General features: G+C 75.6%; 12 protein-coding genes. 9 read left to right on the plus strand and 3 right to left on the minus strand.

Translation table 11 applies throughout. The annotated features are described in order from the left end of the window. The first annotated feature begins 88 nt into the window (after positions 1 to 88). From AB0P06_RS25690 to AB0P06_RS25715, 6 genes are all read left to right on the plus strand, one after another. The gene (locus AB0P06_RS25690) at positions 89 to 385 is read left to right on the plus strand and encodes a DUF503 domain-containing protein (protein ID WP_363611184.1); all 297 of its coding nucleotides are present in this window, start codon (positions 89 to 91) and stop codon (positions 383 to 385) included. Positions 386 to 535: 150 nt separating this feature from the next. Further along, positions 536 to 979, plus strand: coding sequence for a 30S ribosome-binding factor RbfA (gene rbfA / locus AB0P06_RS25695; RefSeq protein ID WP_363611186.1), 444 nt, complete (start codon positions 536 to 538; stop codon positions 977 to 979). 2 nt (positions 980 to 981) lie between these two features. Next, positions 982 to 2088, plus strand: coding sequence for a DHH family phosphoesterase (locus AB0P06_RS25700; protein ID WP_363611188.1), 1107 nt, complete (start codon positions 982 to 984; stop codon positions 2086 to 2088). A gap of 50 nt (positions 2089 to 2138) precedes the next feature. Then, on the plus strand, positions 2139 to 3062 hold the full coding sequence (truB, locus tag AB0P06_RS25705; protein ID WP_363611190.1) for a tRNA pseudouridine(55) synthase TruB: 924 nt from the start codon (positions 2139 to 2141) through the stop codon (positions 3060 to 3062). Between the two features lie 195 nt (positions 3063 to 3257). After that, the gene (locus tag AB0P06_RS25710) at positions 3258 to 6791 is read left to right on the plus strand and encodes a serine protease (RefSeq protein WP_363611192.1); all 3534 of its coding nucleotides are present in this window, start codon (positions 3258 to 3260) and stop codon (positions 6789 to 6791) included. A 66-nt stretch (positions 6792 to 6857) separates the two neighbouring features. After that, the gene (locus AB0P06_RS25715) at positions 6858 to 7802 is read left to right on the plus strand and encodes a bifunctional riboflavin kinase/FAD synthetase (protein WP_363611194.1); all 945 of its coding nucleotides are present in this window, start codon (positions 6858 to 6860) and stop codon (positions 7800 to 7802) included. 83 nt (positions 7803 to 7885) lie between these two features. Here AB0P06_RS25715 and AB0P06_RS25720 read toward each other — a convergent pair whose 3' ends face one another. The 3 genes from AB0P06_RS25720 to eccE all read right to left on the minus strand — a co-directional run bounded on the left by AB0P06_RS25720 (position 7886) and on the right by eccE (position 12513). Then, a complete protein-coding gene (locus tag AB0P06_RS25720; RefSeq protein ID WP_363611196.1) occupies positions 7886 to 10225 on the minus strand; it encodes an AAA family ATPase in 2340 nt (779 codons plus the stop codon). A 129-nt stretch (positions 10226 to 10354) separates the two neighbouring features. Further along, positions 10355 to 11122 carry a hypothetical protein gene (locus tag AB0P06_RS25725; RefSeq protein ID WP_363611198.1) on the minus strand — a complete coding sequence of 256 codons (768 nt, stop codon included), beginning with the start codon at positions 11120 to 11122 and terminating at the stop codon, positions 10355 to 10357. After that, positions 11122 to 12513: a type VII secretion protein EccE gene (eccE, locus tag AB0P06_RS25730; RefSeq protein WP_363611200.1), complete on the minus strand. Its 1392-nt coding sequence runs from the start codon at positions 12511 to 12513 to the stop codon at positions 11122 to 11124. The genes AB0P06_RS25725 and eccE overlap by 1 nt, the downstream gene beginning before the upstream one ends. 169 nt (positions 12514 to 12682) lie before the next feature. On the opposite strand from eccE, the gene AB0P06_RS25735 reads away from it, so the two are divergent. From AB0P06_RS25735 to AB0P06_RS25745, 3 genes are all read left to right on the plus strand, one after another. Next, positions 12683 to 14362, plus strand: coding sequence for a type VII secretion protein EccB (locus tag AB0P06_RS25735; RefSeq protein ID WP_363611202.1), 1680 nt, complete (start codon positions 12683 to 12685; stop codon positions 14360 to 14362). Positions 14363 to 14550: 188 nt separating this feature from the next. Continuing rightward, complete coding sequence (locus tag AB0P06_RS25740) at positions 14551 to 14850, plus strand: WXG100 family type VII secretion target (protein WP_363611204.1); 300 nt, start codon at positions 14551 to 14553, stop codon at positions 14848 to 14850. Between the two features lie 78 nt (positions 14851 to 14928). Beyond that, entirely contained in the window at positions 14929 to 15222 is a 294-nt protein-coding gene (locus tag AB0P06_RS25745) for a WXG100 family type VII secretion target (protein WP_363611207.1), read from the plus strand. Positions 15223 to 15225 lie beyond the last annotated feature (3 nt).

Raw genomic sequence — 15225 nt, forward strand, 5'->3', positions numbered from 1 at the left:
GTGTAGGGTCCGGGGTAGTCAGATGTAGCAGTATCAGCCCGGTTCAGGGCTGCCCCCGAGGCCTCCAGGTCGGCGAGACCTGTCATACATGTTCGTGGGAACACTCACCTTCGACCTGCTGCTGGGCGACGTCCACTCGCTCAAGGAGAAGCGTTCGATCGTGCGGCCCATCGTGGCCGAACTGCAGCGCAAGTACAGCGTGTGCGCTGCCGAGACCGGGAACCAGGATCTGCACCGCCGGGCCGAGATCGGTCTGGCGGTGGTGTCCGGCGACGCCGGATACGTCACCGAGATCCTGGACAGCTGTGAGCGGTTGGTCGCCGGCCGCCCCGAAGTCCAGTTGCTCTCCGCCAGGAGGCGCTACCACGGCGACGACGATGACTGAGATCTGTGCGCGGCGGCGGAAGTCGCCGTTCTCACACAGATCAGGACCGAGAGCGCCCACAAGGCTGGGCGCGGGCCGGTACTTTGGGGCGTGGGCCCCGACGGGTGCGCAGCTCACCCGGGTACCGGGCCCACTGCACGAGGAGGCAACGTGACCGACACCGCAAGGGCGCGCAAGCTCGCCGACCGCATCCAGGTGGTCGTCGCCCAGACCCTGGAACGGCGGATCAAGGACCCCCGGCTGGGGTTCGTGACCATCACTGACACCCGGGTGACCGGCGATCTGCGCGAGGCCACCGTCTTCTACACGGTCTACGGCGACGACACCGAGCGCGAGGCCACGGCCGCCGCGCTGGAGAGCGCCAAGGGCGTGCTCCGCTCCGAGGTCGGCAAGCAGACCGGGGTGCGTTTCACCCCGTCGCTGACCTTCGTCGCGGACGCCCTGCCGGAGAACGCCCGGAACATCGACGACCTGCTCGACCGGGCCCGGGCCATCGACGCCGCGGTGCGCACCACCGCGGCGGGCGCGACCTACGCCGGCGGCGCGGACCCGTACAAGGTCCCGGCGTCCGAGCGTGACGACGAGGACGAGTAGTCATGGCGGGTGAGCCGGCGCAGGCCGGTTCGGCGGCAGGAGCGGCAACCACGGGGGCGTCATCCACCAGCACGGTGGAGGGTGCCCTCGCGGTGCTTCCGGGGCCGCGCTCCGAGACGCCCGGGTTCGAGCTGGTCTGGCAGCAGGTGGTCGCCGAGATCCGGCGGGCCTGCTCGATCGACCTGATCTGCCACATCTGCCCGGACGGTGACGCGCTCGGCTCGGCCCTGGCGGCCGCCCTGGCGCTGCGCGGGCTCGGTCACGAGGTGCGGGTGTCGTTCGGCGACGACCCGCAGATCGTGCCGGAGTCGCTGGCCTTCCTGCCCGGCCAGGAGCTGATCGTGCCGGCCTCCGAGGTGCCCGACACCCCGGAGCTGGTGCTCTGCTTCGACGTCGCCGCGGAGAGCCGGCTCGGGCTGCTGCACGGCAAGGCCTTCGCCGCGCCCGTGCTGGTGGTGATCGACCACCACGCCTCGAACCCCGGCTTCGGCACCCATCAGCTGATCGACCCGTCCGCGCCGGCCACCGCCGTCCTGGTGGACGAACTGCTGGGCAGGCTCGGCGTCGAGCTCGACCACGACCTCGCCACCTGCCTCTACACCGGCGTCGCCACCGACACCGGCTCCTTCAAGTACCGGGCCACCACGCCCGCCACCCATGAATTCGCCGCCCGGCTGCTGGCCACCGGGATCCGGCACGACCTGATCTCCCGGCAGCTGTGGGACACCTCCTCCTTCGGCTACCTCAAGGTGCTCGCCGGCGCGCTCGACCGGGCCGTCTACGAGCCCGACGCGGCCGACGGCCTGGGCCTGGTGTGGACCTGGGTGCCGTACCAGGACCTGGTGCTCTTCAGCGTCACCGTCGAGGAGATCGAGGGCCTGATCGACATCCTGCGACGCCCGGCCGAGGCCGAGGTGGCGCTGGTGCTCAAGCAGGACCCGGACGGCACGCTGCGCGGCTCCTCGCGTTCCAAGGGCGCGGTGGACGTCGCCGCCGCCTGCGCGGCGCTCGGCGGCGGCGGGCACACCTACGCGGCCGGGTTCGCCGCCCGGGAGGACGTGGCCGCCGTGGTCGAGCGGTTCCGGGGCGCGCTGCGGCCCGTCCGCTGACCACTTCCAGCAGAGCTTTCCTCCAGTAGAGCCTTCACAGAAAAGAACAGATGAAGCGCAAGGGAACCGGCCCCGACGGCCTGGTCATCGTGGACAAGCCGGAGGGCATCACCTCGCACGGGGTGGTCGCCAAACTGCGGTGGCTGGCCGGCACCCGCAAGGTCGGCCACGCCGGCACGCTGGACCCGATGGCCACCGGCGTGCTGGTCATCGGGGTCGAGCGGGCCACCCGGCTGCTCGGCCATCTGATGCTCACCGCCAAGACGTACGAGGCGACCATCAGGCTCGGCCAGACCACCGTCACCGACGACCGGGAGGGCGAGGTCACCGCGTCCGTCCCGGCCGACGGTGTGACCGGGGAGGCCGTCGACGCCGGGATCGCCGCGCTCACCGGCGAGATCATGCAGGTGCCGTCCAAGGTCAGCGCGATCAAGATCGACGGCAGGCGTTCGTACGCGCGGGTGCGCGAGGGCGAGGAGTTCGAGCTGGCGGCCCGGCCGACCACGATCCACTCCTTCACCGTGCACGAGCGGCGGGCGGCCGTCGCCGAGGACGGTACGCCGGTGGTCGACCTGGACGTCACCGTCGAGTGCTCCTCCGGCACCTACATCCGGGCGCTGGCCCGCGATCTCGGCGCCGGGCTCGGCGTCGGCGGCCACCTCACCGCGCTACGGCGCACCAGGGTCGGCCCGTACGGGGTGGAGTCGGCGCGGACCCTGGAGCAGCTGGAGGAAGGGGTGACCGGCGGTACGGGGCTGGAGGTGCTGCCGATCGGCGCGGCCGCCGCGGCCGCCTTCCCGCGCTGGGACCTCGACGCCGAGCAGGCCGAGCTGCTCTCCCACGGTGCCCGGCTGAAGGCCCCCGGGCTGGGGGTGGACGGACCGGTCGCGGTGTTCGGGCCGGACGACCGCTTCCTGGCCCTGGTGGAGGAGAAGGGCGGGCAGGCGAAGCCGCTCGCCGTCTTCGTGGGCTGACCCGGCGGGGCCGCGCAGCAGGCGGATTCGCGTCCAAGTTCACTCGCACAGGGGAGCGCGCGAGGTGAACGCCGGTGGTGAACGGCGCAGGCGCGGTCGGGCCGCGCCTGCGGCGGGCAGGCTCCCCGGCGGCGAGCAGGTCGCCGTGACGCGTCCGCCCCCGGGCCGCCCGGCCCTGCGGGGAGGGCTGCGCGCATGCCGGGATTCCTGGACGGCGACGAGGTGGCGGACGATCCGGGGCGGTACCTGCTGCGGATCCGCGACCTCGGCGGACGGCTGCACGGGCTGGGGTTCGTCGTCGACCCGCAGGGCACCGTCCTGACCGCGCACGAGAGTGTCGCGGGCCTCGACCGGGTCGTCCTGCACACCCCCGGCGGCCAGACCCGCGTCCTCGGCCCGGAGAGCGTCCTGCCGCTGCCCGGGCACGGGCTCGCCCTGCTGCGCACCGACGCCGTCGGCGGGCTGCCGGTACCGCCACTGCCGGTCGCGGCGGCGGGCGGCGGGCCCGAACCGGTGGTGCCCGGGCTGACCGGGGACGACACGGTGGTGGCCCTGCGCTGCGACGCCCTGGGGGTCACCGCCGCCGGCTACGCCCGGCCGGGCGGCTTCCACCTGCTCGGCGGGGTACTGCTGCTCGATGTGCCGGCCGCCGACGGCGTGCTGGTGCCGGCCGGGGCGCCGGTGCTGGACGCCCGCAGCGGCGCGGTGGTCGGCCTCGCCGCGCCCGCCCTGCGCGGCCCCGGGCGGGCCGGCGCGCTGCCGGCCGTACCCGCGACCGGCGGGCCGGGGGAGCCCGCGCCGGAACTGCTGGCGGCGCTGGCCCGGAACGCGGTCGGCGTCCCGGCGTACGGCACCGCGCTCAACCTCGCCGGGGTGCTGCGGCTGACCGCCGCCCGGCTGGCGGCCGCCGGCGCCGGCCCGGGCCGGGTGGCCGCCCTCGCCGCCGACCGGGTGGACCGTCCGGACGGCCTGGCCGGGGAGGAGCCGTCGGCGACGGTCACCGCCCTGGTCGGCCCGGCCGGCAGCGGCCGCACCACCGAACTCGCCGCGCTCGCCGTCCGCCGTGCCGACGGCGCCCACCCGCTGCCCACGCTCTGGCTGCGCGGCGCCGACCTGCGGGCCGAGGACGCCTCACTCGCCGACGCGGTGGAGCGCGCACTGGCTCTGGCGGCGGCGGAGCTGGGCACCCCGCCGCCGGGACCGGCCGCCGTGGCGGAGCTCTGCACGGCGGCGGGGCGGCCGCTGCTGGTGGTTCTGGACGGTCCCGAGGAGGCCCCGGCCCCGCTCGGCGCCCCCTGGCTGCGGGCAGCGGGGGAGTGGCTGACGGCCTGCGGCGCGCGGTTGCTGACGGCCTGCGGGGAGGAGGCCTGGGAACGGCTTGCGGCGGTCCCGGCAGGCGGCCAAGTGCCGGATGCCTCGGGCGGGTTGGCGGCCACCCCGGCCGTCCACCCGCTGGGCCCGCTGCCCGCCGAGGCGGCCGACCGGGTGCGGCGGCGGTACGGGGTGCCGCCCGGCCTGCTCTCCCCGGGGGACGCCCGGCACCCGCTGGCCGTCCGGCTGGCCGGGGAGCTGTGGGCGGAGGGCCTGCGCGGCCAGCCGGTGCGCCGGGGCGAGCTGTTCGCGGCCCACCTCGACCTGCGTTGCCTGCGGGTGGCCCAGCGGCTCGCCGAGGACGGTGGCCTCCGCCGCCCGGGCGCCCACCGGCGGGGCAGCGCCCGGCCGCCCGGCCCCGGGCACGGCCGGGTGCGGCGGCTGGCGGCGGCGGTGGCCGGCCGGGTGCACGAGGCGTCCCGGCGGATGCTCGGCGCGGAGCAGGGCGGCCTCGGCCGGGCGGCGTTCGAGGAACTGTTCCCGGCCGCCGGCGGCTGGGCGACGGCGGTGCTGGCGGAGGGCCTGTTCGTGCCCGCCGGTCCCGGCTACCGGCTCGCGCACGGCGAACTGTCCGACTGGCTGCAGGGCCTGCACCTGGACCTGGACGCGGCGCTGCGGCTGCTGCTGGGCGAGGCCGAGGACACCCGGCCGCCGGGCGGCGGCCCGGGCGTCCCCCGGCACCGGATCGGCCCGGTGGTGGCCGCGCTCCGGCGACCGGCCGAGACCTGGGGCGCGCCCGCCCTCGACCCCTGGCTGCACCGGCTCTGGCGGGCCCTGGACCTCCGGCCGCCCGGCAGCGAACCCGGCTGGTGGGCGGGCCGGTTGCTGGCCGCCGGGCTGGCGGCCAGCCCGGACATCACCGAACACCGCGCCCTGCTCGCCCAGTTGGCCGGACGGATCGCCGAACACGCCGCCACCGCAGGCGGGTTCGAACGGCTGCCGGAGGACGGCCTGGGCCGGTTCGGCCCGGCGTTCTGGACCGGCCTCGGGCTGCCCGCCGGCCTCGAACTGGAGCTGCTGCGCCGGCTGGTCACCGCGGACGGACCCGGGCAGCCGTTCCTGACCGTGGTGACCGCCCGGCTGCGCACCGACCCGGCCGCCGTGATCCCGCACCTCTGCGGCTGGTTCGACGACCCGCACGGCCTGCCCGCCCGCCCCGGTACCACCCTCGCCGACCTCGCCCACGACCTGCTGTACGCCCACCGCAGCCTCGCGCTGGACGATCTGACGGAGGCCCTCGCCGACGCCGCGCACCCGAGGGCGGACGCGCTGCTCACCGTCCTCGCCGCCGAGGAGCCCTCCGCGCTCTGCCGGGCGGTGGACCGCTGGAGCCACGACCGGCGCCCGGCCCGCCACGTCGCCGCCGCCGTGCACGCCCTGCGCGCCGCCCCGCACGCGCACGGCGCCGCGGAGCGGCTGCTGCGGTTCACCGCGCTGACGCTGCTCGCCCGCGAGGAGGAGCCCGGCCTGCACGGCGCCGCGCTCGCCCTGCTGGTCCGGGACGGCGGAACCAGGGCCGCCCACCTCCCGGCGGCCCTGGCCCGCTACCGGAGCGGCGGTGACCCCTTTCTCACCGCACGGGCGCTGGCCCCGGCGCTGGAGAGCGACCCGGACGCCGTCCTCGCCGCCCTCGCGGACCGGCTGCCCGAGCCCGGCGCGGCGGTCGCCGAAACCCTGCGGGTGCTGGCCGACGCCCGCTCGCCGCTGGCCGTCCGGCGGGGCGCCGAGCTGGCCGCCCGGCTGCTGAGGGAGCGTCCGGCCCTGGCCGGGCCGATCGCGGTGGACTACCTGGGCCGCCGGCTGGAGCGCGGCGCCGCCGGGCCGGTCGCCCGGCTGGAGCTGCGGGTGCTGCTCGGCAGCGCGCTGGCGGCTCCGGCGGCGGCCGTCCGCCGGCCGTTCGCGGAGGTGCTGTCGGCCCCCGTCGCCGAGGCCGGCGCGGACGCCCTGCGGTGCGAACTGCTGGACACCCTGCTGGTCACCGAGGGCGACCCGGTGGTGCTGACCGCCGTCGTGGAGCGGCTGGCCGAGCACTGCGCGGCCGAGCGCCCGGAGCGGGCCCGGGCGGTGCTGGTCCGGGCGGCGGCCGCACTGCCGGCGGCGGACGACCTGCTGGTGCGCTGCGCCGGTCGCTCGGCGGCCTTCGCACTGCTGCTGGCGCGGTGGCCGGACGGCGGCGCCCCGGCCGCGCCCGGCGGGCCCCGGACGGCCAGGATGCGGGGCCTGGTGGCGGCCGGCCGTGACCCGCGGTACGCCGCCGCCGAGGCCGAACGCACAACCGCCCAGCGGTCCGGACAGCCGCCGGTACGCCCAACCCGCATTCCGGTGCCGAACCAGGGGCAGGCGCATGGCACGCTATAGGGGTTCGGGTTTTGAGCGTTTGAGCGTACAGAAGGTACGCGCCGTACGGATCAAGGAGCGGTCAGGGTGCAGCGCTGGCGTGGCCTGGAGGAGATCCCCGCCGACTGGGGGCGCAGCGTCGTCACCATCGGCTCGTTCGACGGTGTGCACCGCGGGCACCAGCTGATCATCAACCGGGCGGTCGGGCGCGCCCGTGAGCTCGGGGTCCGCTCGGTCGTGGTCACCTTCGACCCGCACCCGAGCGAGGTCGTCCGCCCGGGCAGCCACCCGGCGCTGCTCGCCCCGCAGCCGCGCCGGGCCGAGCTGATCGAGGAGCTCGGGGTGGATGCCGTCCTGGTGCTGCCGTTCACCGCCGAGTTCTCGCAGGAGGCCCCGGAGACCTTCGTCCAGCAGGTGCTGGTGGACGCGCTGCACGCGCGCGGTGTCATCGAGGGACCGAACTTCCGTTTCGGGCACCGGGCGGCCGGCGACGTGGCGCTCCTCGCCGAGCTGGGCCGGGCGGCCGGCTTCGACGTCGAGGTCGTCGACCTCCAGGTGCGCGGCACGGCCGGGGACGGCGAGCCGTTCTCGTCCACGCTGACCCGGCGGCTGGTCGCGGCCGGCGACATGGCCGGCGCGGGTGAGGTGCTGGGCCGCCCGCACCGGGTCGAGGGCGTGGTGGTGCGCGGCGCGCAGCGCGGCCGCGAGCTGGGCTACCCGACGGCCAATGTGGAGACGGTGCCGCACAGCGCCGTCCCGGCCGACGGCGTCTACGCGGGCTGGCTGACGGCCGACGGGGAGCGGATGCCCGCCGCGATCTCGGTGGGTACCAACCCGACCTTCGACGGCACCGCCCGCACCGTCGAGGCCTACGCCATCGACCGGGTCGGCCTGGACCTGTACGGGCTGCACGTGGCCGTCGACTTCCTCGCCTATCTGCGCGGGATGGAGAAGTTCGACTCCATCGAGGCGCTGCTGGACCGGATGGCCGACGACGTCAAGCAGGCCCGCGAGCTGACCGACGGGCTCTGACCGACGCGCTTCGGGCGCGGCCCGTCGTATGGGCGGCAAAAGGGCCCGCCGACCGTTCCGTACGGTCGGCGGGCCCTCGTGCGTCACTGCTGCGGCTGCTGGGGCGGCGGCGGGTAGCCGTACCCGGCGGGCGGTGCGGGCGGCGGGGGCTGCCGGTCGTCGGGCCTGGGCCCCTCCGGTCCGGCGGCGGGCCAGGCGGGCGGGTAGCCGTAGCCGACGGGCGGCGGCGGGGGCTGCTGCTGCCAGCCCGGCTGGGGCGGCTGTGCGCCCGGTGCGCCCGGCTGCGGGTAGCCGTAACCGGGCGGGGGCGGCGGGGCCTGGCCCGGCGGCGGGGCCCACGGCGCGCCGGGCGCGGGCGCGCCGCCCTGGTGGCCGCCGGGACCCTGCTGGTACGGCGGCGGGGCCTGCTGCGGGTAGGGCTGCTGCTGCGGGTCCGGGTAGGGCTGGGCCTGGCCCGGGTAGGGCGCGGTGCCCTGCTGGGCCTGCTGCTGCCAGCCGGCCTGCTGCTGGGCGGCGGCCTGGTGGGCGCGGATGATGTCCTCGCCGACGAGGGTGGCCAGGTCGAAGTAGGCCTCGCGGACCTTTGGCCGCATCATGTCGAGGTTGACCTCGGCGCCGGCCGCCAGGCTCTCGTCGAACGGGACCACGACCACGCCCCGGCACCGGGTCTGGAAGTGCGCGACGATGTCCTCGACCTTGATCATCTTGCTGGTCTCGCGCACCCCGGACACCACCGTGATGCTGCGCTGCACCAGGTCGGCGTAGCCGTGGGCGGAGAGCCAGTCCAGGGTGGTCGAGGCGCTGGAGGCGCCGTCCACGCTCGGCGTCGATACGATGATCAGCTGGTCGGCCAGGTCCAGCACCCCGCGCATCGCGCTGTAGAGCAGGCCGGTGCCGGAGTCGGTCAGGATGATCGGGTACTGGCGGCCCAGGACGTCGATGACCTGCCGGTAGTCCGAGTCGTTGAAGGTCGTCGAGACAGCCGGGTCGACGTCGTTCGCCAGGATCTCCAGGCCCGAGTTCAGGTCCTGCGAGGTGAACTGACGGATGTCCATGTAACTGCGCAGGTGCGGGATGGCCGTCACCAGGTCGCGGATGGTCGCGCCGGTCTGGCGCTTGACCCGGCGGCCGAGGGTGCCGGCGTCCGGGTTGGCGTCGATCGCGATCACCTTGTCCTGGCGCTCGCTGGCCAGGGTCGCGCCCAGCGCGGTGGTGGTCGTGGTCTTGCCGACGCCGCCCTTGAGGCTGATCACGGCGATCCGGTAGCAGCTCAGCACCGGGGTGCGGATGATCTCCAGCTTGCGGTTGCGCTCGGCCGCGGCGGCCTTGCCGCCGAACTGGAAGCGCGGCTGCTGGCGTTGCTGCTTCGGCTGGCTGCGCAGCAGGCGGTCCGAGGACAGCTCGACGGCGGCGGTGTAGCCGAGCGGCGCGCCGTGCGCGACCTGCTGCGGGGCGGCGGACTGCTGGAACGCGGCGGGCGCCTGCGGGACGCCGGACTGCTGCTGCCACGGCTGGCCCGGGCCCGGCGGCTGGGCCTGCTGGTGCGGGAGCGGCTGCTGGTACGCGGCCGGCTGCGGCCAGCCGCCCTGGCGCGGGTCGACCGGGGCGGCCTGCGGGCCGGGAGCCTGGGGCGCCTGCGGGGCCGCGGCCTGCGGGGTGGCCCAGGCGGGGGCCTGCTGGCCCTGGGGGTGCGGCTGCGGCGGCTGGGCCTGCTGCGGGTAGGCCTGCTGCGGGTACGGCTGCGGGGCGTACGGGTCGGCGTACGGCTGCGCCTGCTGCGGGGCCGGGGGCTGCGCGACGGGCGGTTGGGCGACGGGCGGCTGGGCCGGGCCCGGCTGCTGGTACGCCGCGGGGTCCGTCGGCGGCCAGGGCTGGGCCGGGGCCTGCGGGTGCTCCGGAGCGGGCGCGGGCGCCGGGGCCGGCGCGGGAGCCGTCGGCGTGGCGAACGGGACCTGCTGCGCCTCGACCTGAGGCGCGGGCGCGGGCGCGGGGGCAGGGGCCGGGACCGCCTCCGGCACGGGCACCGGTGCGGGAGCCGGAGCCGGAACAGCGGCGGCCGGCGGCGCGGCGGGACCGTCCGCCGGGAGGGCGAACTGCGCGGCCGGCCCGGCCGGTACCGGGGCGGCGGCAGGCACCGGAGCCGGTGCGGGCACGGGATCCGGGACGGGCACCGGCGCGGGCACCGCCGCCGGCGCGGACGCGGCCTGACCGCCCCCCGCCGCCGGAGCGCCGGCCCCGCCCGGCGGCCCGGGCGCCGGCCCCGGCGCCGTCGGGGCGCCGCTCGCGGGCTCGGCCGCCGGAGCCGCCGCGGACTCCGTCTGCACGTACCAGGACGGGGGAGTGTAGTCAGGCGTGTCGGACCAGTCGTCGTCGTCCTCCGCCGCGTTGTCGCCGACGTAGACGCCGTCCCGATCGCTGCTCACCTAGGGCTCCCTCGTGTTCGCCACCGCTCTTTCGCGGTGCCGTTGCCGCATCAAAGACTAGGCCGTGAGCCACCTTCCGATGAAGGCGGAGTCTCATCCGGTCCGGGCCCGCGACCCCGGCGCGCGGCCTCAGTCCATCCGCCGCGGAGCGCCCAGGACCTGCTGCTCGGCCGGCCCGGGGACGGTCCGCACATACTGACGGCGCATCCGGGTCGCCCAGAGCGTCAGGTCCTCGCCGAGGCCGGGCAGCGCGGTGACGTCCTGCGGGTCGAGCGAGAGCACCCGGCCGATCAGCTCGGCCTCCTGCGGGGAGACCCGCTGCACCCCGACCAGGTCGGCGGAGTTGAGCACCCGGCCCGCGTTGGGCCCCAGGTACGGCAGCAGGGTCAGGGTGGTCTGCCAGGGCGCGGCGGAGAGCCGGCTGCGCGGCGGCCGGGCGCCGAGGTCGCGCACCACCAGCACCGGGGAGGCCACCGAGGCGCCCTGCGGGCCGAGGCGGCCGACCTGGTGGACCGTCACACACGGCTGCCCGCCGCCGGCGGCCTGCGCCATCGGGCCCCACAGCTGCGCGCGGCCGGTCTCGACGGCGACCCGGGCGCCGGTGGCGGCCGCCCGCAACGCGATGACCTGCGCCGTCCAGACCCCGCCGACCAGGACCAGGTCGTACGCGGTGGGCCGGAACAGGCCGAGGACGGCGGGCTGCCCCTGCGGGTCCTCGCCGATCACCACCCCGTCGTCACCGACCGGGAAGGAGAGCGCACCGAGGTCCCCGGCGGTCAGGACGTGCTTCTCCCGGCGCGGGCCGCGCAGCCCGAAGCCGGGCAGGACGCGGGGCCGGACCGGGTGCTGTTCGGCGCCGGGCTGCGGACCGGGGACGGGATAGGTCTGGTACGCCATCAGGAGGTCCCTCCCAGGGGCAGGGTGGCGAGCAGGCCGGGGGCCTGCTCCAGGTCGAGCCGGGACAGGCCGAGGCCGACGCCCTGCGCGCGCGCCTCCACCAGCCGCCCGACCTGGACCACCTCGCTCTCGCTGCGCCCGGTCAGCCGGACGTGCCCGCTGATCGTCACCGAGCCGCCGGTGCCGTGCCCGGCGGTCAGGCTGAAGGTGCTGGCCAGCGCGGGGGTGCCGGTGACCAGGTTGACCAGGTCGGGGGCGGCGATCCGCCCGGGGGCGCCGCCCGGCCGGCTGAGCTGCGGCCACCGGGAGATCCAGTAGGTGCTGTGCCAGCGGTCGTCGATCCGCCAGAACCGGTTGCCCTCCTGGGTCCGGCGGCCGCTGCCGCCGCCGCTCGCCGTGCCCTGTCGTCCGGCCACGGCGAGCGGGTTGGCGCAGGTGGAGATGGAGAGTGCGGCGATCAGCTCGCGTTCGTCCAGCACGGTCGCGTGGAAACCGGCGCTGTTGAGCCGGCCGGCCAGCTGGTCGGTGACCCGCTGGAGGGCCTTGCGGGCGCCCTCCTCGCCACCGCCCCGGGCCCGGACGGCGGTGGCGGCCCGCTCGGGGTCGAGCTTGAGCGCCACCCAGGTCAGCCGCAGTCCGGGGGTGGTGGTGCCGGCCGGGAGCTCCTGGTAGGCGCGGGTGGCCAGCGACTGTTCGGGCAGGTGCGGCGCGGGCGCCGGCTGGGTGTGCTGGACCAGTTGGACCGACTCCAGCGTGATGTCGTCCACCCGCAGGGCCGAGCAGATCACGTCCAGCGGCAGCGGCAGCGCGGTCCGCACCGGGCGCAGCGGCTGGTCCTTGGCCTGGACGAGCAGCACCGAGCTGAGGAAGGTGCCGTCGCCGACCATGCCGGTCTCGCGGCGCACCGGGCGGCCGCCGAGGTCGGTCTCGGTGGCGTGGGTGCAGGTGCGCAGCGCGGGTTCCAGCTCCAGCGCCGGGGCGAGGGCCGGGTCGGTGCCGGCCGGGAGCGTGCTGGTGCGGGCCTGCTTCCGACGGGCCTTCAGGGCGGCGCGCACCCGCAGCGCCTCGGGGATGGTGCGGCCGCGCAGCGGGACGACGGCGAGCACGACCAGCGCCAGCGCGACCGCGCCGAAGGCGCCGGCGACCGGCCTGCTGATCGTCCATCCGACCGCCACGAGCGCCACCGCGACCTCGACCAGCACGAGTTGCTGGAGCCTCAGCCGCCCGCCGAGCAGCCCGGGCCTGGGGTGGACCCGTACCGGGACGGGGGCGCCGGGGCCGTCGGCGGGCGCGGTGGCCGGGCCCGGCTCGCGCTGCGCCCGGCGGCCGGGGCGGCGCGCCCCCCTGCCCGGTGCCGTGCTGCGGCCTCCTGGAGCGGTCTGGCTTGGCATCCCCCGAGTGGCCCTCTCTGATCAGTTGTCGCGGCCCGGCTGGCCGGTTCGCGAACCGTACCCGTACCGTACTCACCGTCTGCTGCCGCATCGTAGAGGGTTCGAGGGTGCTCTCGCCCGGCGGGTGCGGACCACGGGGTATGTCGGTCAGACAGGGGAGACGACGAGCATGGCATCGCGCCGCGACGAGCTGAACGCCTACACCTTCGCGCGCAAGCGCACGGTCGGGGCCTTCCTGCTGCCCGGGGGCGGCGGAAGTGACGAGGACGCGCCGCGTCCGGTCAAGGCGATCCTGCCGAGCGTCGTCGTGGCGGCCCTGGTGGTCGGCGGGTTCGGGGTCTGGGGGGTCTTCAAGCCGAGTGCGCCGGTGAACTGGGATGACGGCAAGAACGTCGTCCAGGGCAAGAGTTCGACCACCCGGTACGTGGTGCTGACCGATCCGGACGGCCGGACCAAGCGGCTCCACCAGGTGCTCAACATGTCCTCGGCGCGGCTGGTGCTGCCGGTGGACGCCAAGGTGGTGGTGGTCGCCGACGAGGTCCTCGACAAGTACCCCAACCACGGTCCGACGATCGGCATCCCGTACGCGCCGGACAAGTTGCCCACCAAGGACAACGCGAGCAGGCCGATGAAGTGGTCGGTCTGCGACCGCCCCGGCTCGGACGACAAGCAGGAGACCGTCAACCAGGCGGTGTTCGTGGCGGCCGGTGCCGAGGCCGCGGCGCTGGAGGCCAAGGACCGGATCCTGGACACCGACCAGGCGCTGCTGGTGCAGCAGAAGGACGAGCAGCAGGTGGCCGCGCAGCCGGGCCCGGGTGAGCCGCCGCTCAAGCAGAGCACCCTGAACATCTACCTGGTGGACGCGCAGGGCCGTAAGCACGCCATCGGTGGCACCCAGACGGAGGACAAGGAGAAGAGGTCGCTGATAACGGCGATCTTCGGACCCAACGCGGAGCCGCAGCGGGTGAAGCGGGAGTGGCTGGACACCCTGGCGACCGGCAGCGCGATCCAGTTCCCGCAGGTCGAGGGGGTGGCCGCGGAGCCGCAGGCGCCCAACTCCTCGGTGGCGCTGGAGAACCAGGCGGACCGCAAGGTCGGTCGGCTGGTGCGTTACGGCGACCGCAACTACGTCGTCGGAAAGACCCAGTTGTTCCTGGTCACGCCGTTCGAGGCGCAGTTGATCCGTCAGAACCCGGCGTACCAGGGCCTCTACAAGTTCGACCAGGACAAGCAGCCGCGGATCGACGAGCTCACCCCGGCCGACCACGCGACGTACGGCAACGGCACCAGGCTGAAGAACCCGGGCGAGGACTGGCCGCTCAGGACGGGCGCGCCGGCCAACAACTGGCAGGCGCCCGCCGGGGCGCGCAAGGTCGTCTGCAGCACCTTCGACGGGGTCGCCGAGGACGGCAAGACGCCCCGGCGCAGCGTCTGGGCGGGGCAGGATTACCCGGCGCAGTACAGCAACGGCGCCGGGTCGGCCCATGTGACGCCCGGTCACGGCCTGTTCTACCGCGCGCTGGACAACGGGACCGGCGGCTCCGGCAGCGACTTCCTGATCACCGAGACCGGCCTGCGCTACTCGGTCCCCGCCAACGGCGACGGCGGCAAGGCCGGGACGGCCGCGCAGCCCGGCCAGAGCGGCACGCCCAAGGCGCCGTCGACGGCGCCCAGTACGCCGGCCGCGGCACCGCAGCAGCCGCAGCCGCAGGAGGAGGCCGGCGGCAACCAGGCCCGGCTCGGCTACCAGGGCGTGCAGCCCGTGCCGGTCCCCCGGGAGTGGTCGAACCTGGTGCCGGCCGGACCGGCGCTCAACGCCAGGAGCGCGGCGCAGCAGCAGAACGCCTGACCCGCCCTGCCCGGCAGGGGAATTGGCGGACCCGGTCCGGTGTCATGGTCCGGTAACCGCCGTCCGGCCGGGGTTGGGTGAGCTGCGTGTGCCGACTACAGTGCTGCTGGGCATCACACGGGTGATGCGACGGGCGGGCCGGGAAGGCCCCCCGGACACAATGTCTGTCTCATGGGGGACGGTAGAGCATGGGTCAGTTCAAGACGACCGCTCAGGAGATGCTGGCGTTCGCCAAGCACATGGATCAGGTCATCGGCCAGATCGAGGGCGAGATCCGCGCGTTGGACCAGCTGGTGACCAACATCACCGGTGGGTGGCAGGGCCAGGCGGCCACCGCCTACAAGGGCCTCCAGGCGCAGTTCAACGAGGACGCGGTCGAGCTCAACAAGTCACTGCGGGCGATCAAGAGCGCGATCGAGCTGACGACCAAGCAGTACTCGGCCACCGACGCGGACCAGCAGGCCCAGTTCAGTGCCGGCAAGGTCTGATTCCTCGCTCTGACCGGCCATCCGTCGGAGCGCCCCGGTCGATGACGGGGTGCTCCGGATCCTCGACAAGGAGACATCGTGTCCGACTCGCACATCCTCGTTAACTTCGAAACCGTCAAGCAGGCCGGCGCCGACGTGCGCGCCACCGCGAAGCGGATCGAGAGCCAGCTGGAGGAGCTGAAGAGCGGCGTCAACAAGATCGCCTCCAGCTGGGAGGGCGCGGCCCAGCAGGGCTACCAGGCCCACCAGGCGAAGTGGGACCAGCGCGCCACGCACCTGCAGCAGGTCCTGACCCAGATCGCCGGCTCGCTGGACAAGGCCGCGGACAGCTACAACGCCACCGAGCGGAGCAACGCCGGCCTCTGGGGCTGACGA

Origin of the sequence: Kitasatospora sp. NPDC088351 (assembly GCF_040685575.1) — a bacterium.
Taxonomy (GTDB): Bacteria; Actinomycetota; Actinomycetes; order Streptomycetales; family Streptomycetaceae; genus Kitasatospora.

Excerpts from the sequence above, each read along its gene's own strand:
- eccE (WP_363611200.1), bottom strand. The coding sequence starts at position 12,513 with ATGCCAAGCCAGACCGCTCCAGGAGGCCGCAGCACGGCACCGGGCAGG.
- AB0P06_RS25710 (WP_363611192.1), top strand. The coding sequence starts at position 3,258 with ATGCCGGGATTCCTGGACGGCGACGAGGTGGCGGACGATCCGGGGCGG.
- AB0P06_RS25740 (WP_363611204.1), top strand. The coding sequence starts at position 14,551 with ATGGGTCAGTTCAAGACGACCGCTCAGGAGATGCTGGCGTTCGCCAAG.
- AB0P06_RS25700 (WP_363611188.1), top strand. The coding sequence starts at position 982 with ATGGCGGGTGAGCCGGCGCAGGCCGGTTCGGCGGCAGGAGCGGCAACC.
- AB0P06_RS25725 (WP_363611198.1), bottom strand. The coding sequence starts at position 11,122 with ATGGCGTACCAGACCTATCCCGTCCCCGGTCCGCAGCCCGGCGCCGAA.
- AB0P06_RS25690 (WP_363611184.1), top strand. The coding sequence starts at position 89 with ATGTTCGTGGGAACACTCACCTTCGACCTGCTGCTGGGCGACGTCCAC.
- AB0P06_RS25735 (WP_363611202.1), top strand. The coding sequence starts at position 12,683 with ATGGCATCGCGCCGCGACGAGCTGAACGCCTACACCTTCGCGCGCAAG.
- truB (WP_363611190.1), top strand. The coding sequence starts at position 2,139 with ATGAAGCGCAAGGGAACCGGCCCCGACGGCCTGGTCATCGTGGACAAG.